This window comes from Acidovorax sp. SDU_ACID1, assembly GCF_045291395.1.
Lineage (GTDB): Bacteria > Pseudomonadota > Gammaproteobacteria > Burkholderiales > Burkholderiaceae_C > MR-S7.
In genome coordinates this window covers 1267296-1292105 of sequence record NZ_CP152342.1, presented here as the reverse complement: position 1 = coordinate 1292105, position 24810 = coordinate 1267296, and the positions used below count along the sequence as shown (strand labels likewise).

The following is a 24810-nucleotide window of genomic DNA, read 5'->3' as shown; positions in this document are numbered from 1 at the left end:
CATGCATACCTATCGACTCGTCATCCGGCGCCACGACAAACCGCTTGGCCACTTCGAATCGAGCACGCCCTGGTCGCGTGAGGCCGTCGAGGACATCGCCGCGCGCCTACCCGCGGCCGATGGCTATCGGCTCGAATTACTCATCGCCAACGGCGAACGACGCCTTCTGGAAAGCGGCCCAGACGGCATCCGGGTACTGAGCACCGACCTCATCTTCACCACCACTTCCCTTGACGACTGAACCGTTATGCCCTCCCCCACCCCCCACTTGATGCAGACTTATGCACGCCAACCCGTATCCTTCGTTCGCGGCCAAGGCGCGCGGTTGTGGGATGACCAAGGAAACGAATATCTCGACGCCATCGCCGGCGTGGCCGTGACCAACCTTGGCCACGCCCATCCCGAGATTGCCGCTGCCATCGCCGAACAGGCAGGCTTGCTACTGCACACGTCCAACATGTTCGGGATCTCTTGGCAACAACATCTGGGCGAACGGCTGTGTGCCCTCTCCGGCATGGAACGCGCCTTCTTCTGCAACTCGGGTGCGGAAGCCAATGAGACCGCGCTGAAGCTGGCCCGCCTGCATGCTCACCGCCTCGGCGCCGCGCAACCGCAGGTGCTGGTGATGGAGAACAGCTTCCATGGGCGCACCTTCGCAACCCTGGCAGCCACAGGAAATCCGGCAGTGCATCGGGGCTTCGAGCCGCTGATGCCCGGCTTCCTGCGGGTACCCTACAACGATATCGATGCCGTGCATGCGGCTGCGGCTGACACGCCCGGCATCGTTGCAGTGCTTGTCGAGCCAGTGCAGGGCGAAGGGGGCGTGCGGGTCGCCTCGCACGATTACCTGCGCGGGTTGCGCGGGCTGTGCAACGAGCACGGCTGGCTGTTCATGGTCGACGAGGTGCAGACTGGCATGGGTCGCACCGGCGCTTGGTTCGGATTCGAACATGCCAGCGTGATGCCGGATGTCATCACGCTCGCCAAGGGCCTGGGCAACGGGTTTCCGATCGGTGCCTGCCTGGCGCGCGGCGAGGCCGCCGAACTGTTCACCCCTGGCCACCACGGTTCAACCTTCGGCGGCAATCCGCTCGCCAGCCGTGTGGGCTGCTCCGTACTCGACATCATGGATCGAGACCACATCCCCCTGAATGCGGCGCTCATGGGAAAACGACTGCTCGCTGATCTGCAGCAACGGCTCGCGGGCCATCCCAATATCGTCGCCATCCGTGGCCATGGGCTCATGGTGGGCATTGAACTGGATCGGCCATGCAATGAACTGGTGGGACACGCACTACAACGGGAGCGCTTGCTCATCACGGTGACGCGTGACAGGACCATTCGCCTTCTGCCGCCGCTGGTGTGCGACGCAGCGCAGATCGATGAAATCTCCGTGCGCATCGACCGCTTACTAAAAACTGATAAGCCGTGAACGAACCACCTGTTAACGATGCTGGCCGACGCCAAGATCCTGGCCAAGACGCCAGTCGGCGCGCGGGTCGTATTGCGCGGGCGGACACGGCGCGCACCCGTGTCCCTGGTCTTCGCCGTGCTCATGCAATGAATGATCCCTCAGGGGCGCGGTTCGTTCACACTTTCTGAGAAGCCCATGGCCCACGAGACCTTCAGCCCGCCCTACACGCCGCCCGAGGAACTGGGCACGTCACTGAAGCAGCAGGGCTATGCGGTGCTCAGCCCCAAGGGAATCGCCGACTGGCTGCAGCGCCCGCTGGCCGAACTGGAGGCCCTGCACGCCGACTGGGACGGCCTGCCGACCGACGAATACCTCAAGGACAGCGGCCGCTACCGCCAGCGCCGGCATGCCTGTTTCGTCGCCGAAGGCGGCGCGCTGGAGGCGGCGCCGCACCGCGCCCACTGGCAGCCCGTGGAATACAACGCCCTGCATGGCGGCATGCAGCGCTGGTTCGCGCCCATGGAGGCGGCGACCGTGGCGCTGCCGGTCTGGCGCGCGCTGCTGCTGCAACTGGCGGGCGCCGCCAGCGCGCTACGCGGTGAGCAGCGCTGGTACATTGAAGCGCACCAGTTCCGCATTGACACCGAGGGCGGCATCGGCCGGCCCACGCCCGAAGGCGCGCACCGCGACGGCGTGGACCTGGTCGCCGTGGCACTGGTCGGCCGCCACGGCATCAAGGGCGGCGAGACGCGCATCTTCGAGGGCCGGCGCGGCGAGCGCTTCACGCTGGAGCAGCCCTGGGCGCTGATGCTGCTGGACGATGAACGCATGATCCACGAATCCACGCCCATCCAGCCGCTGACCGAAGGCGAGCCGGGCTGGCGCGACACGCTGGTGCTGACCTGCCGCGCGGGCGCCTTCCAGGGAGAATAGGGGCCTCGTTGCGGCTGCAGATTCGCCACATTTCGCTGTGTCAGCCCGCCAAATGGGCGTCCCACAGAGGCTTGCGGAAGCTCGGGGTCAAGTTCGGGGGATTTCCGACCAGAGAGAGGTACGTCCATGTTCAATCACCTCCTCGTCCCCGTTGACGATTCCGAAACTTCGATGATGACCGTGAGCAAGGCCAGCGGCGTGGCGCTGGCCTTCGGCAGCCGCATCACGTTATCCACGTGATCGACAGCTACCCCTTCATCGGCGTGGGCGCCGACTACACGCTGGGCCAGAACGAATACTTGGCGGCCGCCACCTCCAGCACCAATGCCGACCTGGCCCGCGACATGCCCGCTCTGGCGGCCGAAAGCCTGCACAGCGACCAGCGCGTGATCGACGGGCACGTGGTGCACGAAGGCATCGTCGACACCGCCGTGGCCTTGAAAGCCGACCTCATCGTCATGGGCTCACACGGCCGTTCGGGAATCGAGAAGCTGCTGCTGGGCAGCATAACCCAGCGCGGGCTGCAGGAAGCGCCGATGCCGGTGCTGGTGGTCAAGGCCGAGGGCTGAGAAGCTGTGCACGAATCCGCCGCGTCCGAGCGGCGCGCCAGGGCGGCACCCGTCGAGGCGCAAAGCGCAGCCATAGCTCGGGCTATGGCGAGCATTTGCAACGACGAGGGGCGTCATCAGGGCGGTTCAAGCGGGCGAGGCGGATTCGTTCACAGCTTCTGAGGCCAACGCACAACTAGCATGACCAACGGCTCAAGCGAGATTCGGCCGAGGCCGGGTTGCAAACCAGCCTACTGAGACGTGTGAAATTCCTTGACCATTTCCCTCTCCATTCTGGTCCATGAAAACCATTCAATACTGGACCTACCAGATATTCCAGGAATTAATCAAAATGCCTCGCATCGACGTGCGCGGATGCTTGCGAAAAAGGTTCTCTTACCCTTCGATGAGTAATCTCTCCAGGTAATCGGCAGTCTCGCTGTCACGGCATCAATCCAGTTCACCGGGCTTTGCATACCGTGTAGTTTCAATCAATGGAGAAAACGCCATCGTCTGGATAAAGCCTTTCGAGTTGACTGGGCAATTTGTGGTCCTGAAACCGCTCGACCCGAGTCACGCCTCAGCGCTGACAGAAGCAGTCGCGGATGGCGAGTTGTGGAAGCTCTGGTACACGAGCGTTCCGGCGCCGGAGCGAATCGAATCCGAGATCGCGAGGCGGCTGGCGTTGCAAGAAGCGGGGAGCATGCAACCCTTCCTGGTCGAAGAACGACACACCGGGAAGGCGCTGGGCATGACGACCTACATGAACATCGAATCCAGGCATAGGCGACTGGAAATCGGCTCGACGTGGTACCGGGCCTCGGTACAACGGTCTCCGGTCAACACCGAGTGCAAGAAATTACTGCTCGGCCAGGCGTTCGATGCCCTGTCATGCATTGCCGTCGAATTCCGGACCAACGCACTGAATCGCCAGAGTCGCATGGCCATCGAGCGGCTTGGCGCCAAACTGGACGGAATCCTCAGAAGCCACCAAATCGTGGATGGCGACCTCCTGCGCGACACCTGTGTCTACAGCATTGTTGCAAACGAGTGGCCCGCCATCCGCAAGCACCTCGACTGGCAGCTTGAGCGGCCCCGCTGATTCCGCCCTCTACCGGCGACGGGGGTAGCCCCCCGTTCGAGTCACACACAGGCAGCCCCTATTCTCAATTCAACGCTTACGATGGAGTCTTCCATGTTCTCTGGCCTCAGCGCATTTCCCCTGACACCGCTTCGCGACGGGCAGGTTGACAAACCCGCATTCGCTCGCCTGGTCGAGCGGCTTGCCACTGCGCAGGTGGATTCAATTTGCACCCTGGGCTCCACCGGGAACTACGCCTACCTGGAACGCGAAGAGCGAAAGCGCATCGCCCGCCTTGCCATCCAGCACGCCGGCGAGGTGCCCGTGATCATTGGCGTGGGAGCACTGAGCACTCGCGACGCGCTGGCGCTGGCGGAAGACGCGCAGAAAGCAGGGGCAAGCGCCGTCCTGCTGGCGCCGGTGTCCTACCAGAAGCTGACCGCCGACGAGGTCTTCGGCCTGTTCGAGACCGTGGACCGGGCACTGTCCGTGCCGCTGGTGGTCTACGACAATCCCAGCACCACGCACTTCGACTTCAGCGACGAATTGCACGCCCGCATCGCCCGGCTGCCCCATGTTGCCTCCATCAAGATTCCGCCTGTCCCTGCCGATCCTGCCGCTGCCAAGGCTAGAGTCGATGGCCTGCGTTCCCAGCTCCCTTCGCATGTCACCATCGGCATCAGCGGCGACGCCGCGGCCGCCACCGGCCTGGCGGCCGGCTGCCAGGTCTGGTACTCGGTCATTGGTGGGCTGTTCCCCGAGACAACGCTGGCGATCACCCGTGCCGCCCAGGCAGGCAACACCGACGAGTCCGCGCGCCTGTCCGCGCGTCTGGAGCCCCTGTGGGCACTGTTCCGCCAGTATGGAAGCCTGCGCGTCGTCGCGGCCGCGGCGGAATTGCGCGGCGACGCCCAGCATCCGAGCCTGCCTGCCCCGCTCAAGGCGCTAGAGGGGCATGACCGGGACCGCCTGTCGGCGCTGCTCGACAAATTGAATCTGGCGTGAAGATCCATCCTGGCGAGGTTCGCCCGTACGGCCCGGCAAGGGCTCACAGGCATCGTCTGGCCCTCCCGCCAGCCCTCCTCACGACGATTTGATTCGCGGCCGGCCGTCAATCCATTGACGGACTTCTTCGACGCGCCATGCAGTCACGCCGTCGGACAACTTGACGGGTGCTGGAAACAAACCCGTGGCCACATGTCTCCAGAGCGTCGATTTGGAGAAGGGGACGAAGCGCAGCAGCAGCTTCTGGCGAACGAAGCCAGTTTCCGGCAACGATGGCATCGTCCCGTTGTCGTCGTAAACGACTTTATCGTAAGCGGTAAACCCATTGGGGAATGTAGAGGTTGGCATGATCAGATCCATTCCTCGGCGCTTGCCGCAGGAGTAAGGGAGTGACCTGCTCGGTCGCAGCGGTTGGTGGTCGAAGAATGTCCGCTGCCTAGGAACGCATGTCTCCACGCCCCCCGCCGGCGTTCCGGTCAGACAGGGGGTTCTGTTGCGATGCTTGCGCGGCCGCACGCAGGCAAGAAATCGGATGGGGATCAAGAAGCCGGGCAGCGCCAAGAAGTGGCGTGCCGGGCACAGCGCTATGGGAAGGTATTGCCAGGTGGCAGGTGACGACTGCGACGAACGGCGAGCCCGGGAAGCCGCGTGGAAGCCGGGGCATTTCGAACCGCTGACGCCACTCTAGGCCGGCTGGCCAGCCTCGCCAAGACCCGCAGCATGCCTGAGCGCGGGAAATGGCCGCTGACGCGGCCGCTTTCGGTTGGAAACACCCTGGGACTAGGTGAGCTCGGAAGCGACCGTATCGCCGTCCCCCGCCGGCTCCGGGGAAGCGGGGATGTCAGTGACGGATTCAGCGCCAGGTGCAGCATCCTCCGGCGCAGGCAGGGCTGCCGGCATCGGTGCTCCGCCATCGTCATCCGCTTCGGTAGATTCCGCCCCCCGATGGGTGTCCAGCGCGTTCATCTCGCGCCGCAGCCGCGTTGCCAAGTTGCGCGCACCGTTGGCGACATCGCGAACCTTGCGCTTGAGCGCGGCCCGTTCGATGTCCACGGCCTGGGTCGTGATCACTTCGTGGATCTCCAGTGTCTGCAGCAGTGGCATCAACTGGTCGAGCTTGGTCAGCACGTCCAGGTAGCGTCGGCTGCTGGAGGACAGGACGCCGACTTCCAGATCGAGCGGCACGGTGTCGTAGGTCGCCACGCTCGTGATGCCATGGTTCGTGAACAACGCTTCGGCGCCGTCAATCGCCTTGTTCAATTCCTCCGTGACCTTCTCCGTCTGCGCGCGGATGAGCATCTCCACCTTCGTCACGTCGTCGTGGTTCAGCCGTGTGCGGGAGATCACCGAGATGAAATGGCTGCTCAACTGGAAGGTATTGAAGTAGCGGATAAACATCCGCTTGCCCTCCGCGCTCGCGAAGCTGGCCTTCAACTTCACGCTGGCGGCCTCCACCCGGCGGAAGTCCGCCTTGCTTTCCCTGGCGATGATGCGTGCGTTCACGCCACCTTGGTCACGCTTCACGAAATCGATGTCGGCCATTCGGACTCTCCTGGCGCGATGCGCCTTTCCCGAATCATCCGCAAGGTTGGGCTTGTCCGCCACGCGAAACGACCATGATCTCGGGACGCTTTCGGCATCGGCCGCGAAATAGCCCCACCAACCCGTTGACGCGACTGTCTCCCCCCGTACCTTCACCTCCATGCAGTAGCTAGCCCTGCATCCAATCTGGCAAGCCCTGGAGATTTCGCCGACGCGGCCCCGCCATGCGCGGGCCGCACCCCGGCGCCGCATCGCGCCGTCCTGTGCCCTGGGCATGGGATGCGGCGTGGCCTCCTGCCCCGGCCGAAGGTTTTCGAGGCGGGAGTCTGCCTCTTCGACTCCCACCGGCTCCTGCGCCGAAAGCCTTTTCCCTGCCGGTAGCTGGCACACCGGTTCAGCGACGCTCCACGTCGCCCACAAGCCAGCCTTGAAGTTCTCGATCCTCCCTCGGGGTCCTCCGAGCGGATCCGCCATGTCATCCACCCTACGGGGGCATCTTGCCTCCCTGCCGGGTGTGCGTTGCCTCCTTCAATCCAGGAGCCAACGATGCTGACCCATGCCGCCTCCTTCGAGGCCTATCCCCATGCGCCGATCGGCGCCGAATACGGCGAAGGAAATTTTTCGTCGCCCACGTTTCTCTCCGTTTTCGAGAGGTTGCGTGCCGAAGGTACGCGCACTATTGCCTCCACAGCGGCATTCGATGCCGCTGGCGATGACGAATCGTCCGTCGAATGGAGCGAGGAAGACGTCGTGCAACTGCACTGGCGGCTGCTGAAGGAAGTCGCGCGACTGGCCGACCCTGAAGCGCCGCTCGAGGAGAAATTCGACACGCTGCGCTGGGTATTCACCGAGCGCGAGAAGGACGACAAGCCGTTCTCGTTCGCGTCGTGCCTTCGCGTGATCGGTTGCAGCCCTCTTTCGCCCGCGCCGTATTGCGGTGCGGTCGATGTCGAGGTAGTGCGCGACTACATCCATGCAGCCTGCCAACGCTGGCTGCAGGACACCCTGCTGCGCTACCCACCCTGGGTTCGCGAAGCCGTGATGACCCATCCCGAATGGGTCGAGGCGCGGCTCGCGCGCAATCCGCAATGGATCAACGAGGAAGTGAAGCGGATCGCCGTCGAGGGCGACCTCTTCGTCTGACTCTCCCCGAACCGGGCGGCGCCAAGCGCCGACCCGGCTTCTCAACCCGATTTGAAAGGAGTCCGCCATGTTGCATTGGAAGGACATTCTTTGCCTGCTGGCGATCCTCATGGCCTGGGGCGTCGCCGGGCACTTCGATTACGAAGATGCCGTCGCCCTGGAAGAGGCCCAGCGTGACTATGTCCGGCAGCACTGCCTGGAGTCCGGCATGGCGTCACCCCCCAACACCCGATCCGTCGGCACTGCCTTTCGCGGCAGCGTAGCGAGGGAATCGGAATGGCCCTGCGCCACCGATGCGCCTTGAGGAGCAACACCATGTACCGCACATCCGAACATGTCGCGACCGCACCTGTCTGGCTCCCGGTGCAGACGCTGAGCGACATCGAATTCCTCATCAAGGAAAGCGAGGTGCTGACCGGCCAGGCCGGCCGCTGCTTCGTCGTTGCCGGGGCTGACCATCTGGCCTACCGGGTCCACTGGCACCCATTGGGCTTCAAGGTGGAACGTCTGGATGACACCGGCCGGGTGCTGGACATCCGCCACCTGCGGCCTCGGGAGTTCGAGGGCCACAGCCTTGCCGAGGCGCTGGCCACCGGCCAGCTCTTCACCGTCCCCGTCCTGTTCGATTCCAGGGACGCCGACTGAATTTGTACCCCACCGCCGGCGGGACCACCCCGCCGGGGTGGTGCGCCGGCATTCACCGGAGATCTCCATGAAGATCCAAGTTCGCATCAATGAAGAAGGCACTCTGCGCAACCAGCGCTATGCCTTCACCGACCGCTTCACGCTGGTGTCGGAACTGCTACAGAACGCACGCCGCGCCGGCGCGTTGCACATAACAGTGGACTATGACGCGCAGAGCAAGACGCTGACGGTTCGCGATGATGGCCGCGGTATCGACGACTTCCAGAAGCTGCTGAGCTTCAACGAGTCCGGCTGGGACGACGTCATCGCGGAGCGCGAACGCCCCTTCGGCGCCGGGTTCACGAAATGCCTGTATGCCGCGGCGCGCGTTCTCGTCGCGTCGGGACGGCAGCGCGTGGTGATCGAGACCGCGGCGGCGCTGCGGCGCGAGCGGTTCGACGTCGAGACCACGGACGAAGCCGTCGATGGGACTTGCATCGAACTGCATGACGTCGACCTCGCGGGCCTCGACACGAAGATCGAGACCTTGTGCCTGGGATTCCCGGTCGATGTCGTGTTCAACGGCCAACCCCTCGAACGGCGCTACGCCGGAGACAGGATCGCCATGGTGCAGACGCCGATCGGTTCGGTTCACATCGCCGGCAATCGCGACGGCCGGGAAACGCAGGACACCTTGGTCTTCTTGCAAGGGTTCTGCGTCAAGAATCCGGTCTACTTCGATCAGTCCCGTGTCAACGTCGTGCATCTCGATGCGCGGGAATTCACGGCCAGGCTGCCCGATCGGGACGTCCTGATCGACAGCGATCAGCAGCTTCAGCGCATCCAACGCCAGCTCAAGCAGTGCTGGCGGGAAATCCTGGAGGTCGCCAAGACGCAATTGCCGCCACAGCAGTTCGTGGACACCTACTACCGCGCCATGCGCAGTTGGGGGCACATCGATCTGCTCAATGCGATGGACGAACTGCCGGCCAAGCTGTTCAAGCGCATCGTCGACTACCCCATCCAGGCGGAGCAGGATGACCGGCGCTACCTGGAAAAACCGGATGCGGCACCCAGCCGTGCAGACATCGAGCAAGGGCGAGCCACCCTCGTCGCCATCGACTCGATCAATGAGGACAACGCCGCACAGTGGATGCTCGCGCGGGAACGCGGCTGGCTGGTGTTCAGGGACTACGTCCTCGACGAAGGCCACTGGATCCACCCGTTCGTGCGACGCATCGAAGTGGAGGAAGCCGAAGTTGAGGCACTTGACGTTCTGGACTCCACGTCCTTTGATGGCCGGTGGGTATGGGCCCAGGTCATCCTTTGCCGGGCGGTTCGTATCCGCCTCGGAGACGACGAGGCCGAAATCACCGACGCGGGCGTCTGCCACGGCGGCAACATCCTGGTCCCCGCCGGAGAAACGTCCGGCGAACCCGTGCGCCAGTTGTCCAGCTACATCGACGACAGTGAGCGCTTCCGCGAGGATGACATGGAGGCCGACTGCGATGCGCTGGCTGATCTGATCCGGCGCTTGAGTTCGACCGACCCGGTCAGCACGCTGGACTCGCTGCTTGGCGAACTGGAGCTGGGGCGGTATCCCCTGCTGCGCGGCCGGCGCTTCGAGATCATGGTCGGCGGCGACGGAACCCAGCGCAACCGCCACACGGTGACGCTGCTGGAAAGCCAGCCCGTGCTGCCTCCTCCCGATGGAGGCCACCATGCGTAGCGAGGAATACGCCGCCCGCGTGGATGCCGTCAAGCAGCGCGCGCACGGACGCTGGACCGAGATCCTGGGCGCCCTGGGACTGGAAGATCGCATGCTCAAGCGCAAGCCCATGCCCTGCCCCGTCTGCAAGGACGGCGTGGACCGGTTCCAGTACACCGACAAGTTCGGCGAAGGGAACTACCACTGCCGCATGTGCGGCCCGGGCGGCGGGTTCAAGCTTCTGCAAGCATGCAAGGGCATGGACTTCCATACGGCCCTTTGCGCGGTGGAAAAAGCGGTGGGCATGCTGCCCCCCGCTTCGCCATCCGCAGATCCGGCCCCCGAACGCATGAAGAAGCTAGTGCAGCGGATCTGGGACGATGCACGTCCGGTGACGGTCGGCGACGAAGTGGACCGGTATCTGCGGGGGCGCGGGCTGGATCTGCCCGAGTACCCGCCATCGCTGCGGTTCCACCCGGCGCTGGGCTACTACCAGAAGGAAGGAGTGGCCAAGGCACGCAAAGTCGCGGATCACCCGGCCATGCTGGCCCGCGTGGAAGGTGCCCAAGGCGCCGTGACGCTGCACCGTACCTACCTGCACGCGGGCCGCAAGCTCGACGCGCCGGATGCGAAGAAGGTGCTGAGCGGCGGCTTCTCGGGTGCCGCGGTGCGGTTGGCCGAGGTCGGCGAGGAACTGGCCGTATGCGAAGGTATCGAGACCGGCATCGCCGTCATGCTGGCGACCGGCAAGCCGGTGTGGTGCGCGCTCGGCTCGGGCAACCTGGAGAGGCTCTGGGTGCCTGACACCGTGCGGGTCATCTGCGTCTACGGCGACAACGATGCCGACGGAGACTTCGCTGGACAGGCGAGCGCGTTCGCGCTCGCGCGCCGGATCAAGCGCGAGCAAGCGCACAGCGGCCCGCGCACGGTCCGCGTGTTCCTGCCCCGGCATCCCGGCACGGACTGGGCCGACGTCTGGCGTCGGCGACAGGAGGCGCGCCACTTGCGCGTCGCCTGATCTTGAGTGGGATGCGGCTTGATGCCGCATCCCCGCCTTTTCAGCGCGGGTGCGTGCTTTTCGCACACGCCCGCGGCGAAAAGGTTCATTTTCCCCTGGTCGCTGCCAGACCAGACCGCCCATACGCGGTGAAGGCAGCCTTGGAGATCCGGCGCAACCCGTTGCGCCTTCGCGGTACCGGTCCTGACCGATGCCATTTCATACCCCGCGGGGACGCGCGTCCCCGTGAGGGAAAAGCCGTCCCCGTTTTTCATCCATCTAAGGAAATTGCCATGAAAAGCGGACGTACCCTGGTGAGCCTGGCCCATGAACTGCAACGCCAGCTCGATACGAAGAAAGACCTGATCGTGCCCTCGCCACTGGTGCGGCACACGACCGGAGAGAACGGCGGCACCCGCCTGGTGGTCGAGGAAGCCGGCGGCCCCGCCAGCTACGGCGTCACGTCGCTGGCGCGCCGCCAACTCGCCGACAAGCTGGGCATCCCGTATGCGTACTTCGAGCGCATGCGCGAAAACCAGCCCGAGCTGCTCGACCGCAACGTCAACACCTGGCTGCAAAGCGAGGATGACCGCCGCCTGCTGCGCACGCTCGACGGCAACGTGCGCGCTGTGCTGTCAGACCGCTACCGCCGGCTCGACAACTACGACCTGGCCGAGCACGCGCTGCCCATCCTGCAGAACCTGCCCGGCATTCAGTTCGAATCGGTGGAATTGACCGAGACGCGCATGTACATAAAGTGCGTTACGTCCCGGCTGACGTTCGAGATGGCGCCCGGTGACGTCGTGCAGGCCGGCATCGCGATCTCGAATTCTGAGGTCGGGCAGGGCACGCTGTCGGTGCAGCCGCTGTTGTACCGCCTGGTGTGCCGCAACGGCTTGATCGTGGCGGACCGCTCGTTGCGCAAGACGCACGTCGGGCGCTCCATGGGGCAGGAGGATGAAGGCGTCACGGTCTACCAGGACGACACCCTGCAGGCTGACGACAAGGCCTTCTTCCTGAAGGTGCGCGACGTGGTCCAGGCCGCGGTGTCGGACGTCACCTTCCGGCAGGCGGCGGTGAAGATGCAGAAGACGATGGGCATCAAGCTCGTCGGAGATCCCGTCCAGACCGTCGAAGTGCTGGCGCAGCGCTACACGCTCAACGACGTGGAGCGTTCCGGCGTACTGCGGCATCTGGTGGCGGGCGGCGACCTGTCGGGCTACGGTCTGGTCAACGCAGTCACGCACTATAGCCAGGAAGTCGAGGACTACGACCGGGCGACCGAGTTCGAGGCACTTGGCGGCAAGCTCATCGAGTTGAAGCCGCAGGAGTGGAAGGCGCTGGCCGAAGCGGCATAAGGGCTGGTAGTTGAGACGGGGAAGGGTTCGCCCTTCCCCTGTCTCGACGAACGGATGCCGCGGCGCGGCGCCCGGCTCAGAAAACCCGAGCGCTGACGGCACCGTAGACCTTGCCGACGACTTTGACTCCCAGGCGCCTCGCCATGGCATGGTTCTTCAACTCTTGATGACTGTAGACCTGGTTGTCGCACTTGAGAAGAAAGCCGTCGCCGAGCTTCTGCTCCACACGGCGGATGATGAGCTTGCCTCTGCACTCGAGCGCATAGACACCATTTCCAGCCAGACGGTTGGCGGACATATCGACGAAAACCAGATCACCTTCGAGAAGGTAAGGCGCCATCTCGTCTCCTGGAACGCGCATCGGCACGCCCAGGCTGTCGTGCTGCGCGAGCACATCGGCCATCGAATGGATGCAGTCGGCGACTTCGGTAAAGCGTCTCATCCGCTTCGAGGTAGCTCCGGCTTCGCTCGTCATGCCGATGATCTCGTCGGCGCTGCAACCGAGGCAGGCACACAACCGGGCGAAGGACTCGAGATCGGGCAACCCTGGATCTCGTGCATCAAACCAGCGGCGCACGCTCTGGACCGCGCGATGCGTGAGTCTGGCCACGTGCGAAACCGTCCTCTCCTCGGGAATGCCCAAAGCGGCGAGCCGTGCTTGCAGCCGTTTGCGCAAACCCGGAATCAAGTCCAGCGCCGCTGGCGTCGAGCGGGGGACTGTGTGCTGCAACGCTCTCCCTTTTCGTCGGGCATCGCCAGTTGCCATTTGGCCAGACCGGACCACGCGCTTCTGTGCGCTGGTCGGGAGAGGACTTTTCGCGGGCATGAATCTTTCCTCGTGTACTGGAAAAGTTGGTGTTCTACCGCTACTTCTGTTACCGGATGTGCTCATTTTCGATAACACCGGGGAATCCGGGCGGTTTCGGGTGGCGACGATGCTTGCAGCAGTTCCGGGCCTTCCAAGTACATTTCCTGAGCATATGCTGTCAGTAGTCATAAATCCAGCCAGTCCGAGACCGAGGAACCTGTGAATTACCACTGATGCCCCCCGCCGGGAATCGTCAAGGAGACGATCATGTGCCACCTGCTGCTATCCGATGTGCAAGCCACGAACCTGCGAATGCTCTACGCGATCCGCCTGGGCGCAGAGCGCGACAAGGTTGAAACCTGCCGCAAGTTCTCCCTGAATGCCGAGCAGGCCGAGCGACTGCTCACCATCACACCCGAGGGACTGTGGACCCTGGTCCACGCGGTCGGGCAGACATCCCTGTTCATCCCACGCAGCGACCTGGTGCAGTTGCTCGACGCGCCTCCCGCGCTGGTCGGCACCCTGGCAGCGGCACACTCGCCGAGCCTTCCAACCACAGGGCGGCCGTAGCCATGCCAATGCCATCCCGCATTGACCATCGCGTGCGGGCGCTGGAACTGGCTCACATCTGCGCCACGCTGGGAGCCCGCATTCGCACGATCCACCATCTCACCGGCTTGCGCCCGCGTGAATTGCTGCATCTGCTGTTCACGGACAAAGAACCGCCGAGGGGACGCGCCCCCGATACGCGCGAGTGGTATCACAGAGCCAATCTTTTCGACCAGACCGAAGCTTCACTCGTCGCAGCCAATTTCCATCGTTTGCGCCTCATGGGGTTCGCGGCACCTGAGGCCCTGATTGCAGCCTATCGCTACTATCAATCGGTTTACCGACCTCCTTATCGCATCAGTTTTGACCGAGCCTTCGATCTGGCGGCGAACACGGACGGAAGATGGATTGCGAAGTCCGCAAGCTTCCACGTGTTGAGGTGCCCCCGGTGCGGCAGCGAGTACCTCGATGCAATCGGTGCCGAAGTCGCAATGGACCGCAGTTGCCCCTTCTGCCGCCTCGTCGACCGGCATGGACGCCACCCCCATCTCGCGACATCGTTCCCCGGTACACCGCCCGCCTACCCCCAGGATGCTCTGGTATGGATGCAGTTCATCGAAGCACCGCCTGGCGCCGATGCCGAAATCCCCCGACATCGTTCGAATTTCCAGCGGCGAAAACCTGAGTACGACCGAACAATGAAGGCTCCAGACGCCCTACCGGGCAGGGAGACCTTGCAATGGCCGCCGATTCGCTCTCAGGCACCGGCGCCGGGCGCTATGCGTCCTCGGACCCGGGGTTCGAGGCGCTGCCGCTGCCGGCCATCCTGGCAAGCCATGAGCATTTGCTCAACCGGACCAAGCTGTGCTTTGGTGCCGACCGCCCGACCTTCGAGCGCGAACTGATGCCGCTGGTGCGCGGCTACGCCGGCTTCGTGCATCTGCTCCCCGCTACCGCCAACAACTACTTCCACACCCCGGGCGGGCTGCTCCAGCTCGGCCTGGAGACCGCCTTCTTCAGCCTTCAGGGCACGGACGCCCACATCTTCTCGGGCCGCGCCACCATCACGGAGCGCCGGGCGCTCGAGCCGCGCTGGCGCATCGCCACCTACATCGGCGGCCTGTGCTGCGAACTACACCGCGTGCTCAGTCATTTGATCGTCACCACGGCGGATGGCGAGGAATGGCCCGCCTTCCTGGGTGGCCTGACCGACTGGCTCGCGCAGCAGCGCGCCGACCGCTACTTCGTGCGTTGGCGTCCCAACGCGCAGGAGTCGCGCGGGCTTGGCCTGTTCGCCCTGCCCCATGTGATTCCGGCCGAAGTGCTGCAGTCGCTCGGCGAGGGCAACGCGATCATCCTGCCGCAGCTCATGGCCAGTATCGGAGGGGTGCCGCAATACCGCGAGCACAACGTGCTTGACGAACTCGTCCGGCGGTCGATGGCGCTCGTTATCGACCGCAACCTGCTGGCCAGCGCGGATCGTTACGGCACACCGCAGTACGGCTCGCACCTAGAGCGCTACCTGGTGGACGCCCTGCGCCGGCTGGCCGCTGGCCACTCCGCCTGGACACCCAACCGCGAGAAAAGCCGAGTCTGGTTCGGCCCCGAGGGATTGTTTCTCGTCTGGCCCGGTGCCGCCGAGGATGTGCTGTCGCTGTTGGAGAGCGACCAGCTCGCCGGTATCCCGAAGTCCCCGCACACGCTGCTCGACCTGCTGCTCGAAGCCGCGGTCTTCGTCGCACCGGATGCCACGCGGCAGACCTGGCCGATCCTTCCCCCGGAGCCAAGACGCCGCTTGAAGCGGTGAAGCTGTCCACGCCCGCGATCATCCTGACCGGCCTCGACCCGATGCCAGCCGCGCTTCAGGGCAAGCTGATCGCTCCCCCGACTGATCTCCCCTCCACCGTTCCTCCCACCCCCGCGTCCCCCCGGGCCGCAGACTACGCCCACGCCCACGCCCACGCCCACGCCTGCAGCAGCATCGACGGAGCCGCCGCTGACAACAACCCATGCCATCGCCCCGGCACAACAGCTGTCCCTACTCGACGGAACGGCAGGCGCGGCAATCCCTAGCCCCCTTGAACCCACCGCCCCCGTCGAACCACCGGGCCCGCCTGTAGCGGCCATCAGCCTGAAGGCGCCGATGCGCCTGAACCCGTCCGTTCGGCACGCGCTCGCGGAAGCGGTCGCAACACTCAACGATGCAGCGAGTGCATCAGACGTCTGTACTGTGGCGGAAGGTGTCTTCGTACCACTGGCGGAGTTTGAGCGCCGTGGCGTCCAGCCTGGCATCGCCATTCGGGCGCTGGAGGACACCAAGATGCTGCAGCGCGCTGCCGCCGGCGGTCCACCCACGGTATCGCGCCAGATCCGGGATGAATCCGTGATCGGTCTGATCCTCGCGCCAGCGCACGTGGAGGGGCTGGACCAGTCGCTTTTCGCACCGGCCGGCCTCACAACCCACGTGCCGGCTACCGCGCAGCGCCGAGGGCACTGACATGCTGGTGCGGCGCTACGAGATGCCCTGGCGGCCTGCCTTCGAGGCCCATGCGGGCTTGGCGTGGCTGTCGACAGCCGCTTACTTCGCCGGCGTTGCCGCCGCTGGGATCATCCCGCCGCTGCCGGCGCTTGCGCTCGCGACCGGCTGCTCGACCATGGCGCTGCACCGGATCGGCCAGGCCGTGCGCGTACTGCGTCTGCGCAGCTCGCTGGGCGGGCGTCGCATCCAGGTCATCAGTCCCGAGGACCTCGCTCGCCTGAGCAGCAATCCATCCGAAGTGTTCCTGGGCTTCGGCTTCGAGTGGCAGCCGGTGCACGCGCAGCGACTCTACGAGCTTTCGAAAGTGGACTATCGGGAGTTCGCCGTACCGCCCTGGCTGCAGCGCGCGCTGGGCCAGGGCCACGACGCCCAGCCCGACGCCGAGATCGGCCTCCCCTATATCCATGGCGTCGAGCCCTTCGAGCACCTGCTGCGCCGCCCGCTGCAGAATTTTGAAGGCGGGACGCTCTTGGTTGGAACCACCCAGTCAGGCAAAGGTGTCGCGCTGGCCAACCTCATCACGCAGGCCGTTCGCCGCGGCGACGTGGTCATCGTCATCGACCCGAAGAACAGCCGGCGGCTCAAACGGATCGTGGAGCGTGCCTGCGCTGACTACCGGGAGGCGGATACCTTCATGGAGTTCCACCCGGCCTTCCCTGAGCGCGGCGTGCGGCTGGACTTCACTTTCAACTGGCAGAAACCCACCGAGATCGCCTCGCGCATCCAGGCGATCATGCCGCCCGATACTGCCGGGGCCTTCAGCGCATTCGGGTGGGACGCCGTGAACGTCGTGGTGCAGGGCCTGGTGGAACTCGAGGAGCGGCCGAACCTGCGCAAGCTGACTGCCTACATCGAAGGCGGTATCGAGCCCGTGCTGGAAGCATCGCTGCGCCGCTTCTATGAGAACCTGCTCGGCAACGGCTGGCGCGACCTACCCGACATGCGTAAGCTGCTGCACGACGCGCACAAGGGCAACATGCGGCGTCCCTCGGAGGCTGCCAGCGCCGATCTGATGGCCTTCGTCGCCTACTACGAGCACCACGTCGCGCAGAACCAGCGCAACAAGGTAATCGACGCCCAGGTGCGTACCTACAGGCATAACCGGGAACACTACCAGAAGATCACCGCGAACCTCCTGCCCATCCTGTCCATGCTGACGTCGGGTGATCTGGGGCGCAGCCTCTCGCCGGACCCCTTCGATGCCAGCGACCAGCGCCCCATCATGAACTTCGAGAAGGTCGAGCGAGGCGGACATGTTCTCTACATGTGCCTGGACTCGCTGCCCGACCCGTCGGTGGCCAGCGCCATTGGTGCGCTGGCACTGGCCGACCAGGCCGCGCGCGCGGGGATGAGATATAACCTGGGGCAGTACCGGCGCATCTCGCTGTTCGTCGATGAAGTCTCGAACGTGATCAACCAACCGTTGATCGAGATCCTCAACAAGGGCGCCGAGGGCGGCATCTTTGCCACCTGCGCGATGCAGACCCTGGCCGACCTCGCCCGGCGCCTGGGTAGCGAGGATGCCGCACGCATGGCGCTGGGCAACCTGAACAACCTGATCGCGTTGCGCACCAAGGACCGCCCGACCCAGGACTTCGTGGTCGAAACCTTCGGCAAGACCGCCATCCACACGGTGCGCGTGGGTCTGAGCCACGGCGCCGACGCCCACCTCGGAGACTTCTCGTCGAGCTATTCGACCCAGCTCACCGAGAGTTTCGAGGAACTGGTCCCCGCCGACATCCTCGGCAAGCTGCCGAACCTGCAATTCTTCGCATCGGTCTCGGGCGGGCGCATCATCAAGGGACGCTTTCCGATCATCGACCCCGATCGCGGGCCTGCCTCGGGCAGTTGGGGCGCCCGGTCATGATCCGCGGCGTCTCCATCGTCTCGCTCGTCGCGCTGCTCGTGCTCGTGCTCTACGTCCCTTCGGCCCATCCGCCCGAGCGATTCCTCGATCAACTGCGCAGCGAGCATGAGGCGGCCGTCGCCTTCTGGGGAGCCGAGCCCGCCTACCGGATGCTGGACCGCGCCATGCAGATGCAATCAGGCGCGGCGTCGGCCAGCCCGATCCCGACGGCGCGCGACATGCCCCGTTCCGCCGGGCTCAATGGCGCCGTGTCCAGCGAGATGGCTTCGGTCAATCAGCGCTTGTTCAACAATGCCTACTTCCGATCCGTGGACGCGCTGCTGATGCTCGCGAGCTATCGACTCTCCGCCCTGCTTCAGTGGCTGCCCTGGCTACTGCCCCTGGCGCTCGTCGCCGGTATCGACGGGGGCCTGGTGCGTGTCATCCGGGCCAAGGAGTTTCTGCAGCACGATCCCGAGATGTTCGCCGTGTGGTGCTCCCTGCTGATCATCTCGGTCTGCGCGACGGTCATCGCCTGTGTCGTTCCCGTGGAGCTGCACCCCGCCACCATGGCAGCCGCTCCGATCACGGTGGCGCTGCTGCTTGGTCGGGCCGTGGCGAACTTTCATCGCCATGCATAGGGAAAAGAATGGGTGCAGGCAGGCGCTACAACTGAGCCTCGGTCATCAGTTCCGCCACGGACATTTCCAACGCGCGCGCGATCCGCGCCACGGAAATAATCCCCGGATTCTGGCCGCCGCGTTCAATGCTGCTCATGTAGGACCGGTCGATCTCACTGCGATGCGCGAGTTCCTCTTGAGAAATTCCCCGTACGCGTCGGCTGCGGCGGATGGCCTCGCCCAATGCAACGAGCACCGGGTCATTGGCGTACCGGGGTGAGGTAATAGGCATTTCCACATAGTGGGTTTATGATGCCAATCAAACCACGGATGATCTTCCACACGCCCTATGAAACCGCCCTCCAAACTGTGTGTCGTTTTCCGTTAAAGGCTGGACTGTTCCCGTTAAAGCTGGACTCGCCACGCATACATGGACACCGTGCTCACAGAACGTCTTCGTCAACTGGCGGAGCCCTTGGTCTCGCTGTCATCGTCGCATCTACATCCCGCGACGCGGGCCCTGCTTCGGCGTAACGCGCTGTCCGTGAATGCCTATCCCACTGAATTTGGCGGCCTTGTCTATGTGGGTGCACCACGCCAGCGCGTTCCGGCTGAGCACGAATTGGACGTGATTACCGAGCTTGCCGAGCGGGCCGGTATTGTCTGGTTGCTATTCGATGCGGAAGCTCCAGTCCTGACGGGTCTAGCCACCTTCGACAGGCAAGGATCCTCGACCTAGAAGTGGCGAGCCCGGCCTTGGCTCGGATCACCTGCTTCCGGGCGAGGCGATTCTTAGCAGCACACCGTTCGGGTCATAAACACGCAGCTGGGAGGCGGGCCTGACCGAACTTCGGTACACCACGAGATTGGTGCCCCCAGCATGGGCCTGCGACGGGAACAAGATGCCATCCAACCCTGCGGCCACCACGTCGTCGGCCATATACCAAGTCGGCGGCTCATTGCCCTTGCCGAACCACTCGGCCCGCCAGTCCACTGCGAAATCGGCCCACAGCGGCGGCCAACGTTCCGGGTCGAAGCCCCTGCTGAAATCGGCCACCCGCAACCCGCGGGCAAGAAACGTGCAGATCGTGCCCGGCGGCAGCCAGGGGTTGTCCTGCTTGTATTCGGCCAGCGCGGTGACTTCGTCCATCGCCAGGTAGAGCGCCTCCTGGCCGGGCCGGTTGAACCGGCCGCCCCGACGCGCCGCACCCATGCCGGACAGCGGCGTGCTGGCATAGGCTGGGCCGATCACGCGGTAGTAGGCGGCGTCCTTGGCTTCGCCCAGGGTCGTGTCCAGAATCATCCAGCGGCACCGCCGGCGATGGACTCCAGATAGGCGATGACGTCATCGGTCCGCCCTTCCTGGACCAGTGCATCAGCCGTCTTGTAGCCGAAGGCGCGCAACGGTTCGTTGCGCAACAGGAAGGCAGCGCGCTTCTCGTCGCCGGTCATCTCGGAGGCCACCGCCAGCACCCGCACCATGTCCTGCAGATACTTCTGCAACTGCGGCGCCTGCGGTCGGGCGGTAGGCGTATTGCGGTGCACGTGGGCACGCTCGGCCAGTTCCTGGATCTGGAAGCCGAAGAACTCCCCGATCCGGGCCGGTGACAGGTAGGGCGTGTCCGGCTCGCGGAACTGCTCGACAAAAGGCTGTTGCAGGACGGTGCTCATGGCGTCACTCTATGCAGTTCATATGCACTTATTTTGCACCATAATCACTCTCTCCGCAACCCTGAACGCCCTGCCCAAGCCCCCCGGCCTTCTGCTCATTGGCCGCCGATGGCGAAACACCCCCCATAAGTCGTCCATTCCAAGGCGACACCCACCTGGCCCGCGCCTACGCTTCGTCCATGCGCTCATGAGCGTGTTCACCACACCGATCGCACAAGGATGGACGCCATGTACACCACCACGCCCAGCACCAGTCACCCGGCCCGTCCGGCTGCCGTTGCCGCCGACCCGAGCGAGGTTGTCGAAACCCGGCTCTGGATCGAAGAGCACAACTGGCTCTACGCGCTGCTGCGCAGCGAGGACAACGTCGCGCCGACGTTCCGCTTCCCGGATCTGCTGAGCGCCTGCGTCGCCCTCGTGTTCAGCAAGGACGATGCAGCGGAGCGGATCTTCGAGTTCCTGGGCACGGCCCTCGTGATGCGCTCGCCGACCACGCCGCGGCGACGTGAATCGCTCTGGCGCCCCCAATACGAACTGCTCCATGACCTGCAATGCTCGCCAGCGAACCGGCATCCGAACCCGAAGTTCGGGCTCGACCAACTGACGACGGCCTGCGTGGCCCTGTGCCAGTTCGATGACAGCACGGGCGCCTCCGTGCTGCGCCAGGCCCGATGCAACATGGTGGAGCGCCATACGGCTTCGCACGTCTCACTGCAGCGCCTGCGCTGAAGCTGCGGCGATGCGCCGCCACCCGCTTCGACCCTGACCGGCACCTGCCGGCCTCACCCGCCAAGACCCTGGCCAGTCCGCTGGTCCACACCCCATGCCCCGCCTTCCGGCGGGTCCGTCCCGAATCCCGTGGGGGTCTTCGATGCGTGTGGCCGTCGCTTTCATCGTCGCAATGCTGCCTGGCGTCCTGCAGGCCGAGCCGTGCTGGGACGCGGCGGCGCAACGCTATGGCATCGCGCCGGAGCTGCTCTACGCCGTGGCCCGGACGGAATCGGATCTGAATCCCCGTGCCGTGAACCGGGGACACCAGCAACGCACCGGCAGCTACGACATCGGCCTGATGCAGATCAACAGCCGGCATCTGCCGAAGCTGGCCCGGTTCGGTATCCGCGAAGCCGATCTGTACGACGCGTGCGTGAACCTACACGTCGGCGCCTGGCTGCTGGCCGACAACTTCGCTCGCCACGGCGTGACCTGGAACGCGGTGGGAGCTTACAACGCCGCCTGCAGCCAGCTCAAGGGCGAGGACTGCACGCGGGCCCGCGCCACCTATGCCTGGCGCGTCTACCGCCACCTACCCTCGGTTTCCTCCGGCAATCGCCAGCGAGGGCCGGCGCCGGCGCGCGGCCAAAGCGCGACACCTCTGGTCAACGTGAAGGTCGCACCATGACATGCCGCCTGACCCGACGTCCCATGCGCGGCGTGCTGGCCAGCGCAGCGCTGCTGATCGCAGGCTGCGCGGCCACACCCCTCCCTACGCCAGCCATGCCCAGCAGCCCGGTGCCGCAGCGCCTAGCCCAGGTCGGCTACGGCCGGGAAGCCGCGTTCGAAACATGCAGGACGGACGCCTGCCCCCAGCGCACGCCGAAGACACTGCCGATCCTCGCTTCGCCGCCAGCCCATGCACTCGCACCGCCCGCCCCGCTACAAGGCTCTCCTGCCAACGACCGCGAGACAAGTGGCCATGCGCACGCACAGGCCGGCCACCCCCAGGAAGAGGCCGCGCTCCAGCAGATCGACATTCAGTTCGCCTTTGCCAGCGCAGGGCTGGGCCCGGATGCGCGCCAGGCCTTGCGCGCACTCGCGCCGCGACTAGCGCAGGCCCGGCAGGTCAAGGTCAGCGGCCGGACCGATAGCACTGGCCCGACCGCGGTGAACGAACGGCTTGCCAAAGCCCGTGCCGACGCGGTGCTGCGTGAGCTGCTCGCGCTGGCGCCCGGGATCGCGCCGGTGACCACTGTGGACGCCCAAGGCGCCTGCTGCTACGCACAAGCCAACGACAACGCGGCCGGCCGCGCGCGCAACCGCCGCGTGGAGATCCGCTACCGGCTGGACAGCGACGTCCCGCCTGAGTCTCGGCCCATCCCGAGTTCTCTCCAACCCGCATCCGACCCGCCATCGACACCCGCACCAACACCCGATTCCACCCGTCCCTAGTCTGCCCTCTTGTTGGAGCTTTCCCATGAACACTGCCGTCCTGCCCTCTTCCGCGCCGACTTCGCTGCGCACCCACGCACGCAAGATTTCCGGCTTCCTCGCCCTGCTGGTCCTCGCCTGCATTGGCCTGGCGATCGCGTTCCCGAGCCACGCGCTCGACCTCGTCACCTTCACCGGCATCACCGGGCCGCTCACCTCCGCGCTGACCCAGATCGCCGACCTCGGCCCCGGCATCAAGGCGCTGGTGGGCTTCGTCGGCTTCGTGGTGGCGCTCATCTCGCTGTCGGCCCTGCGCAACTTCGGACCTGTGCTGTTTTATGTCGGCCTGGCCATCTTCGGGGCGGTCGGCTTGGTGATCGCCGGCGCCATCATGGGCGCGGTCATCTGAGCCCCGGGCTCCCCTCATCCCGGAGGTCTCCATGCAAGCGGACACCTATATTCCGCGGCGCCTCGATGACCAGTGGAAACTGGGCTTCTGGGACGTCGACGTCGCCGCACCGGTCCTGCTGATGTTCTTCATCGGCTACCTGACGGGCAGCAAGCTGGCCTTCGCGGTCTGCATGGCGGTCGGGATCGCCGTCTCGCGCTGGATCTCCCGGCTCAAGACGGATAAGCATCCGGCCTTCGCCATCCACTGGCTCTACTGGCACCTGCCCGCGAACCCTGTCACGTCGATGCGCGCCACGCCGCCATCGCATGTCCGCCGCATGGTCGGCTGAGCGGAGCAACGTCATGGACTTCGAACGGCTCAACGGCGATCTCAAGGAACTGCGCCGGCGCAACCGAAGCTTGGGGCTGGCGGTGGGCGCGCTGGCAGCAGGCCAGGTGCTCGCACTCATCGTGATCCTGAGCCTGCTGGGCACCGTGCGCACCGTGGTCGTTCCTCCGACCCTCAACAAGACCTTCTGGGTCACGAGTGACAAGGCATCCGGCGAGTACCTGGAACAGATGGGCAGTTTCGTCGCCTGGCTGATCCTGGACGTCAGCCCCGGCACCATCGACTGGAAGAAAGACATCCTGCTCGGCTACGTCGATCCCAAGCAGTACGGCGCGCTCAAGACGCGCCAGGAGGTCGAGGCCGAGCGCCTCAAGCGCATCAACGCCGCCACGTCCTTCGCACCCCAGCAGCTGGTCGCCAGCGAAGACGCCCAGACCCTGGTCGTGCGCGGACGCCTGCGCACGCTGATCAACGGATTCGAGACCGCCAACGACCTCAAGGCCTACCGCATCGAATTCACCTATTCCGGCGCACGCATGCACGTCGCCAGCTTCCAGGAGGTGCCCTATGCAGTCAAGTGAGCGCATCGCCGCGCAGGCGACTGCCCAGGTCCAGCCCGGCGCCGTTGCCGACGCAGCGCGACAGCAGCCTTGCAGACACGTTCCCGCCCCACCGCACGCCGAACGCGCGCGGCGGAACGACCTGTCCATCCATGCCCGCCGGATCATCGCCGTGACGGCCATGTCCTTCGGCCTGCAGGCCCATGCGCTGCAGCTCGTGGAGGCCAGCGACGGTGTGGCCGTCGAAGCCATCATTTCCATGAAGGAGCCGACCCGCGTGCGGATCGAAGGGGCGCCGATCACCGATGTGTTCGGCAACATCCATTCGAGCCATTGCGCCGCGGCTGGGCTGCCGCCTGCTGCCGCCACACCGGGCATGGCCAGCCCCGTCGCCGCGTCCCCGGCGGTCAATCCGTCGGGCGACGTGGTGGTCGAGTGCGATCGCGACAAAGGCGAGGTCTACATCCGGCCTGCCGGCGATTCGTCCAAGCCGATCAACCTGTTCGTGTCCTCGGCGCGCGCGACCTACACGCTGCTGCTGCGCCGTGCGGACACGCCGGCCGACACCATCGTGATCCGCGACAAGACACCCTGGGCCCTGCAGCCGAGCCCGGCAGCGCCCTCCGGCCCGGCACCGAGCCACATCCGGGCGATGAAGGCGATGCTGGTCGCGATGGCTTCCGACCGCGTGCCGCCCGACCTACGTGTCGAGGAAACGTCCCGCGACGTCCAACTCTGGAAGGAGGCCAAGCTCTCGCTGCGGCGCACCTATGAAGGCCGCGGCTACGTCGGCGAGAAGTACTTTCTGCAGAACGTCAGTTCAGCCCTGATGGTGCTGGCGGAACAGGAATTCGACCGGCCCGGCAACACAGCACAGGGCGAAATCAGCGGCATCGCCATCGAGCAGCACAACCTGCGTCCGGGCGAAAGCACCAGCGTGTATGTGATCCGCCGCGGAGGTGTGCGATGACGATGCGATC

The 24810-nt window shown here is 65.1% G+C and carries 31 protein-coding genes and 1 pseudogene; 25 read left to right on the top strand and 7 right to left on the bottom strand.

The window, feature by feature from the left end:
* Position 1 precedes the first annotated feature (1 nt).
* From AAG689_RS06310 to AAG689_RS06285, 6 genes and pseudogenes are all read left to right on the top strand, one after another.
* Positions 2–241, top strand: coding sequence for a cytoplasmic protein (locus AAG689_RS06310; protein ID WP_406625200.1), 240 nt, complete (start codon positions 2–4; stop codon positions 239–241).
* Positions 242–247: 6 nt separating this feature from the next.
* On the top strand, positions 248–1432 hold the full coding sequence (locus AAG689_RS06305; protein ID WP_406625199.1) for an aspartate aminotransferase family protein: 1185 nt from the start codon (positions 248–250) through the stop codon (positions 1430–1432).
* Positions 1433–1609: 177 nt separating this feature from the next.
* On the top strand, positions 1610–2347 hold the full coding sequence (locus AAG689_RS06300; protein ID WP_406625198.1) for a 2OG-Fe dioxygenase family protein: 738 nt from the start codon (positions 1610–1612) through the stop codon (positions 2345–2347).
* 126 nt (positions 2348–2473) lie between these two features.
* Positions 2474–2916: pseudogene (locus AAG689_RS06295) on the top strand (universal stress protein).
* Between the two features lie 487 nt (positions 2917–3403).
* On the top strand, positions 3404–3997 hold the full coding sequence (locus AAG689_RS06290) for a GNAT family N-acetyltransferase (protein WP_406626297.1): 594 nt from the start codon (positions 3404–3406) through the stop codon (positions 3995–3997).
* Positions 3998–4090: 93 nt separating this feature from the next.
* Positions 4091–4981 carry a dihydrodipicolinate synthase family protein gene (locus AAG689_RS06285; protein WP_406625197.1) on the top strand — a complete coding sequence of 297 codons (891 nt, stop codon included), beginning with the start codon at positions 4091–4093 and terminating at the stop codon, positions 4979–4981.
* A gap of 78 nt (positions 4982–5059) precedes the next feature.
* Here AAG689_RS06285 and AAG689_RS06280 read toward each other — a convergent pair whose 3' ends face one another.
* Positions 5060–5341 (bottom strand): helix-turn-helix transcriptional regulator, encoded by a 282-nt coding sequence (locus AAG689_RS06280; protein WP_406625196.1) that lies wholly within the window; start codon positions 5339–5341, stop codon positions 5060–5062.
* Positions 5342–5761: 420 nt separating this feature from the next.
* Positions 5762–6523: a DUF1845 domain-containing protein gene (locus AAG689_RS06275; RefSeq protein ID WP_406625195.1), complete on the bottom strand. Its 762-nt coding sequence runs from the start codon at positions 6521–6523 to the stop codon at positions 5762–5764.
* A 546-nt stretch (positions 6524–7069) separates the two neighbouring features.
* On the opposite strand from AAG689_RS06275, the gene AAG689_RS06270 reads away from it, so the two are divergent.
* From AAG689_RS06270 to AAG689_RS06245, 6 genes are all read left to right on the top strand, one after another.
* On the top strand, positions 7070–7666 hold the full coding sequence (locus AAG689_RS06270; protein ID WP_406625194.1) for a hypothetical protein: 597 nt from the start codon (positions 7070–7072) through the stop codon (positions 7664–7666).
* 67 nt (positions 7667–7733) lie between these two features.
* Positions 7734–7970 (top strand): hypothetical protein, encoded by a 237-nt coding sequence (locus AAG689_RS06265; RefSeq protein ID WP_406625193.1) that lies wholly within the window; start codon positions 7734–7736, stop codon positions 7968–7970.
* A gap of 11 nt (positions 7971–7981) precedes the next feature.
* A complete protein-coding gene (locus AAG689_RS06260; RefSeq protein WP_406625192.1) occupies positions 7982–8311 on the top strand; it encodes a hypothetical protein in 330 nt (109 codons plus the stop codon).
* Between the two features lie 67 nt (positions 8312–8378).
* Positions 8379–10019, top strand: a complete 1641-nt coding sequence (locus tag AAG689_RS06255) for an ATP-binding protein (RefSeq protein ID WP_406625191.1) — start codon at positions 8379–8381, stop codon at positions 10017–10019.
* Positions 10012–11016 (top strand): toprim domain-containing protein, encoded by a 1005-nt coding sequence (locus AAG689_RS06250; protein WP_406625190.1) that lies wholly within the window; start codon positions 10012–10014, stop codon positions 11014–11016. The genes AAG689_RS06255 and AAG689_RS06250 overlap by 8 nt, the downstream gene beginning before the upstream one ends.
* Before the next feature lie 272 nt (positions 11017–11288).
* Positions 11289–12353 carry a DUF932 domain-containing protein gene (locus tag AAG689_RS06245; protein WP_406625189.1) on the top strand — a complete coding sequence of 355 codons (1065 nt, stop codon included), beginning with the start codon at positions 11289–11291 and terminating at the stop codon, positions 12351–12353.
* 76 nt (positions 12354–12429) lie between these two features.
* On the opposite strand, the gene AAG689_RS06240 is transcribed toward AAG689_RS06245, so the two are convergent.
* On the bottom strand, positions 12430–13083 hold the full coding sequence (locus AAG689_RS06240) for a helix-turn-helix transcriptional regulator (protein ID WP_406625188.1): 654 nt from the start codon (positions 13081–13083) through the stop codon (positions 12430–12432).
* A gap of 345 nt (positions 13084–13428) precedes the next feature.
* Between AAG689_RS06240 and AAG689_RS06235 the strand changes: the two genes are divergently transcribed.
* From AAG689_RS06235 to AAG689_RS06215, 5 genes are all read left to right on the top strand, one after another.
* The gene (locus AAG689_RS06235) at positions 13429–13731 is read left to right on the top strand and encodes a hypothetical protein (RefSeq protein WP_406625187.1); all 303 of its coding nucleotides are present in this window, start codon (positions 13429–13431) and stop codon (positions 13729–13731) included.
* 718 nt (positions 13732–14449) lie between these two features.
* Complete coding sequence (gene mobH, locus AAG689_RS06230) at positions 14450–15517, top strand: MobH family relaxase (protein ID WP_406625186.1); 1068 nt, start codon at positions 14450–14452, stop codon at positions 15515–15517.
* Between the two features lie 336 nt (positions 15518–15853).
* Complete coding sequence (locus AAG689_RS06225) at positions 15854–16207, top strand: hypothetical protein (RefSeq protein WP_406625185.1); 354 nt, start codon at positions 15854–15856, stop codon at positions 16205–16207.
* 1 nt (position 16208) lies between these two features.
* Positions 16209–18116 (top strand): conjugative transfer system coupling protein TraD, encoded by a 1908-nt coding sequence (gene traD / locus AAG689_RS06220; protein ID WP_406625184.1) that lies wholly within the window; start codon positions 16209–16211, stop codon positions 18114–18116.
* Positions 18113–18736, top strand: coding sequence for a DUF4400 domain-containing protein (locus AAG689_RS06215; protein ID WP_406625183.1), 624 nt, complete (start codon positions 18113–18115; stop codon positions 18734–18736). The genes traD and AAG689_RS06215 overlap by 4 nt, the downstream gene beginning before the upstream one ends.
* 25 nt (positions 18737–18761) lie before the next feature.
* Here AAG689_RS06215 and AAG689_RS06210 read toward each other — a convergent pair whose 3' ends face one another.
* A complete protein-coding gene (locus tag AAG689_RS06210; RefSeq protein WP_406626296.1) occupies positions 18762–19007 on the bottom strand; it encodes a helix-turn-helix domain-containing protein in 246 nt (81 codons plus the stop codon).
* A 138-nt stretch (positions 19008–19145) separates the two neighbouring features.
* Here AAG689_RS06210 and AAG689_RS06205 point away from each other — a divergent pair, with 138 nt between their 5' ends.
* Positions 19146–19454 carry a hypothetical protein gene (locus AAG689_RS06205; protein WP_406625182.1) on the top strand — a complete coding sequence of 103 codons (309 nt, stop codon included), beginning with the start codon at positions 19146–19148 and terminating at the stop codon, positions 19452–19454.
* Between the two features lie 27 nt (positions 19455–19481).
* Here AAG689_RS06205 and AAG689_RS06200 read toward each other — a convergent pair whose 3' ends face one another.
* Positions 19482–20018: an RES family NAD+ phosphorylase gene (locus AAG689_RS06200; RefSeq protein ID WP_406625181.1), complete on the bottom strand. Its 537-nt coding sequence runs from the start codon at positions 20016–20018 to the stop codon at positions 19482–19484.
* Positions 20015–20386, bottom strand: coding sequence for an antitoxin Xre/MbcA/ParS toxin-binding domain-containing protein (locus AAG689_RS06195; RefSeq protein ID WP_406625180.1), 372 nt, complete (start codon positions 20384–20386; stop codon positions 20015–20017). Before AAG689_RS06195 ends, AAG689_RS06200 begins: the two co-directional genes overlap by 4 nt.
* Before the next feature lie 228 nt (positions 20387–20614).
* On the opposite strand from AAG689_RS06195, the gene AAG689_RS06190 reads away from it, so the two are divergent.
* The 6 genes from AAG689_RS06190 (at position 20615) to traE (ending at position 23851) form a co-directional block, all read left to right on the top strand.
* Positions 20615–21115, top strand: coding sequence for a hypothetical protein (locus AAG689_RS06190; RefSeq protein WP_406625179.1), 501 nt, complete (start codon positions 20615–20617; stop codon positions 21113–21115).
* Positions 21116–21257: 142 nt separating this feature from the next.
* Positions 21258–21785 carry a lytic transglycosylase domain-containing protein gene (locus tag AAG689_RS06185; RefSeq protein ID WP_406625178.1) on the top strand — a complete coding sequence of 176 codons (528 nt, stop codon included), beginning with the start codon at positions 21258–21260 and terminating at the stop codon, positions 21783–21785.
* Complete coding sequence (locus tag AAG689_RS06180) at positions 21782–22552, top strand: OmpA family protein (protein ID WP_406625177.1); 771 nt, start codon at positions 21782–21784, stop codon at positions 22550–22552. Before AAG689_RS06185 ends, AAG689_RS06180 begins: the two co-directional genes overlap by 4 nt.
* A 25-nt stretch (positions 22553–22577) precedes the next feature.
* Entirely contained in the window at positions 22578–22940 is a 363-nt protein-coding gene (locus AAG689_RS06175; protein ID WP_406625176.1) for a hypothetical protein, read from the top strand.
* Between the two features lie 31 nt (positions 22941–22971).
* Complete coding sequence (gene traL, locus AAG689_RS06170) at positions 22972–23271, top strand: type IV conjugative transfer system protein TraL (RefSeq protein WP_406625175.1); 300 nt, start codon at positions 22972–22974, stop codon at positions 23269–23271.
* A gap of 13 nt (positions 23272–23284) precedes the next feature.
* Complete coding sequence (gene traE, locus AAG689_RS06165; RefSeq protein ID WP_406625174.1) at positions 23285–23851, top strand: type IV conjugative transfer system protein TraE; 567 nt, start codon at positions 23285–23287, stop codon at positions 23849–23851.
* Here the strand turns inward: traE and AAG689_RS06160 are convergent.
* The gene (locus tag AAG689_RS06160; RefSeq protein ID WP_406625173.1) at positions 23844–24035 is read right to left on the bottom strand and encodes a hypothetical protein; all 192 of its coding nucleotides are present in this window, start codon (positions 24033–24035) and stop codon (positions 23844–23846) included. The two genes, traE and AAG689_RS06160, sit on opposite strands and share 8 nt — an antisense overlap.
* Between AAG689_RS06160 and AAG689_RS06155 the strand changes: the two genes are divergently transcribed.
* A complete protein-coding gene (locus AAG689_RS06155; protein ID WP_406625172.1) occupies positions 24012–24800 on the top strand; it encodes a type-F conjugative transfer system secretin TraK in 789 nt (262 codons plus the stop codon). The genes AAG689_RS06160 and AAG689_RS06155 overlap by 24 nt on opposite strands.
* The last annotated feature ends 10 nt before the right edge of the window (positions 24801–24810 follow it).

Excerpts from the sequence above, each read along its gene's own strand:
- AAG689_RS06280 (WP_406625196.1), bottom strand. The coding sequence starts at position 5,341 with ATGGATCTGATCATGCCAACCTCTACATTCCCCAATGGGTTTACCGCT.
- AAG689_RS06245 (WP_406625189.1), top strand. The coding sequence starts at position 11,289 with ATGAAAAGCGGACGTACCCTGGTGAGCCTGGCCCATGAACTGCAACGC.
- traL (WP_406625175.1), top strand. The coding sequence starts at position 22,972 with ATGCAAGCGGACACCTATATTCCGCGGCGCCTCGATGACCAGTGGAAA.
- AAG689_RS06155 (WP_406625172.1), top strand. The coding sequence starts at position 24,012 with ATGTCCTTCGGCCTGCAGGCCCATGCGCTGCAGCTCGTGGAGGCCAGC.
- AAG689_RS06285 (WP_406625197.1), top strand. The coding sequence starts at position 4,091 with ATGTTCTCTGGCCTCAGCGCATTTCCCCTGACACCGCTTCGCGACGGG.
- AAG689_RS06225 (WP_406625185.1), top strand. The coding sequence starts at position 15,854 with ATGCGCCTGAACCCGTCCGTTCGGCACGCGCTCGCGGAAGCGGTCGCA.
- AAG689_RS06235 (WP_406625187.1), top strand. The coding sequence starts at position 13,429 with ATGTGCCACCTGCTGCTATCCGATGTGCAAGCCACGAACCTGCGAATG.
- AAG689_RS06270 (WP_406625194.1), top strand. The coding sequence starts at position 7,070 with ATGCTGACCCATGCCGCCTCCTTCGAGGCCTATCCCCATGCGCCGATC.
- AAG689_RS06265 (WP_406625193.1), top strand. The coding sequence starts at position 7,734 with ATGTTGCATTGGAAGGACATTCTTTGCCTGCTGGCGATCCTCATGGCC.
- AAG689_RS06185 (WP_406625178.1), top strand. The coding sequence starts at position 21,258 with ATGCGTGTGGCCGTCGCTTTCATCGTCGCAATGCTGCCTGGCGTCCTG.
- AAG689_RS06160 (WP_406625173.1), bottom strand. The coding sequence starts at position 24,035 with ATGGGCCTGCAGGCCGAAGGACATGGCCGTCACGGCGATGATCCGGCG.
- AAG689_RS06300 (WP_406625198.1), top strand. The coding sequence starts at position 1,610 with ATGGCCCACGAGACCTTCAGCCCGCCCTACACGCCGCCCGAGGAACTG.
- AAG689_RS06215 (WP_406625183.1), top strand. The coding sequence starts at position 18,113 with ATGATCCGCGGCGTCTCCATCGTCTCGCTCGTCGCGCTGCTCGTGCTC.
- AAG689_RS06255 (WP_406625191.1), top strand. The coding sequence starts at position 8,379 with ATGAAGATCCAAGTTCGCATCAATGAAGAAGGCACTCTGCGCAACCAG.
- AAG689_RS06200 (WP_406625181.1), bottom strand. The coding sequence starts at position 20,018 with ATGATTCTGGACACGACCCTGGGCGAAGCCAAGGACGCCGCCTACTAC.
- AAG689_RS06190 (WP_406625179.1), top strand. The coding sequence starts at position 20,615 with ATGTACACCACCACGCCCAGCACCAGTCACCCGGCCCGTCCGGCTGCC.
- AAG689_RS06260 (WP_406625192.1), top strand. The coding sequence starts at position 7,982 with ATGTACCGCACATCCGAACATGTCGCGACCGCACCTGTCTGGCTCCCG.
- traE (WP_406625174.1), top strand. The coding sequence starts at position 23,285 with ATGGACTTCGAACGGCTCAACGGCGATCTCAAGGAACTGCGCCGGCGC.
- AAG689_RS06205 (WP_406625182.1), top strand. The coding sequence starts at position 19,146 with ATGGACACCGTGCTCACAGAACGTCTTCGTCAACTGGCGGAGCCCTTG.
- traD (WP_406625184.1), top strand. The coding sequence starts at position 16,209 with ATGCTGGTGCGGCGCTACGAGATGCCCTGGCGGCCTGCCTTCGAGGCC.
- AAG689_RS06210 (WP_406626296.1), bottom strand. The coding sequence starts at position 19,007 with ATGCCTATTACCTCACCCCGGTACGCCAATGACCCGGTGCTCGTTGCA.
- AAG689_RS06180 (WP_406625177.1), top strand. The coding sequence starts at position 21,782 with ATGACATGCCGCCTGACCCGACGTCCCATGCGCGGCGTGCTGGCCAGC.
- AAG689_RS06275 (WP_406625195.1), bottom strand. The coding sequence starts at position 6,523 with ATGGCCGACATCGATTTCGTGAAGCGTGACCAAGGTGGCGTGAACGCA.
- AAG689_RS06310 (WP_406625200.1), top strand. The coding sequence starts at position 2 with ATGCATACCTATCGACTCGTCATCCGGCGCCACGACAAACCGCTTGGC.
- AAG689_RS06175 (WP_406625176.1), top strand. The coding sequence starts at position 22,578 with ATGAACACTGCCGTCCTGCCCTCTTCCGCGCCGACTTCGCTGCGCACC.
- AAG689_RS06305 (WP_406625199.1), top strand. The coding sequence starts at position 248 with ATGCCCTCCCCCACCCCCCACTTGATGCAGACTTATGCACGCCAACCC.
- AAG689_RS06195 (WP_406625180.1), bottom strand. The coding sequence starts at position 20,386 with ATGAGCACCGTCCTGCAACAGCCTTTTGTCGAGCAGTTCCGCGAGCCG.
- AAG689_RS06250 (WP_406625190.1), top strand. The coding sequence starts at position 10,012 with ATGCGTAGCGAGGAATACGCCGCCCGCGTGGATGCCGTCAAGCAGCGC.
- mobH (WP_406625186.1), top strand. The coding sequence starts at position 14,450 with ATGGCCGCCGATTCGCTCTCAGGCACCGGCGCCGGGCGCTATGCGTCC.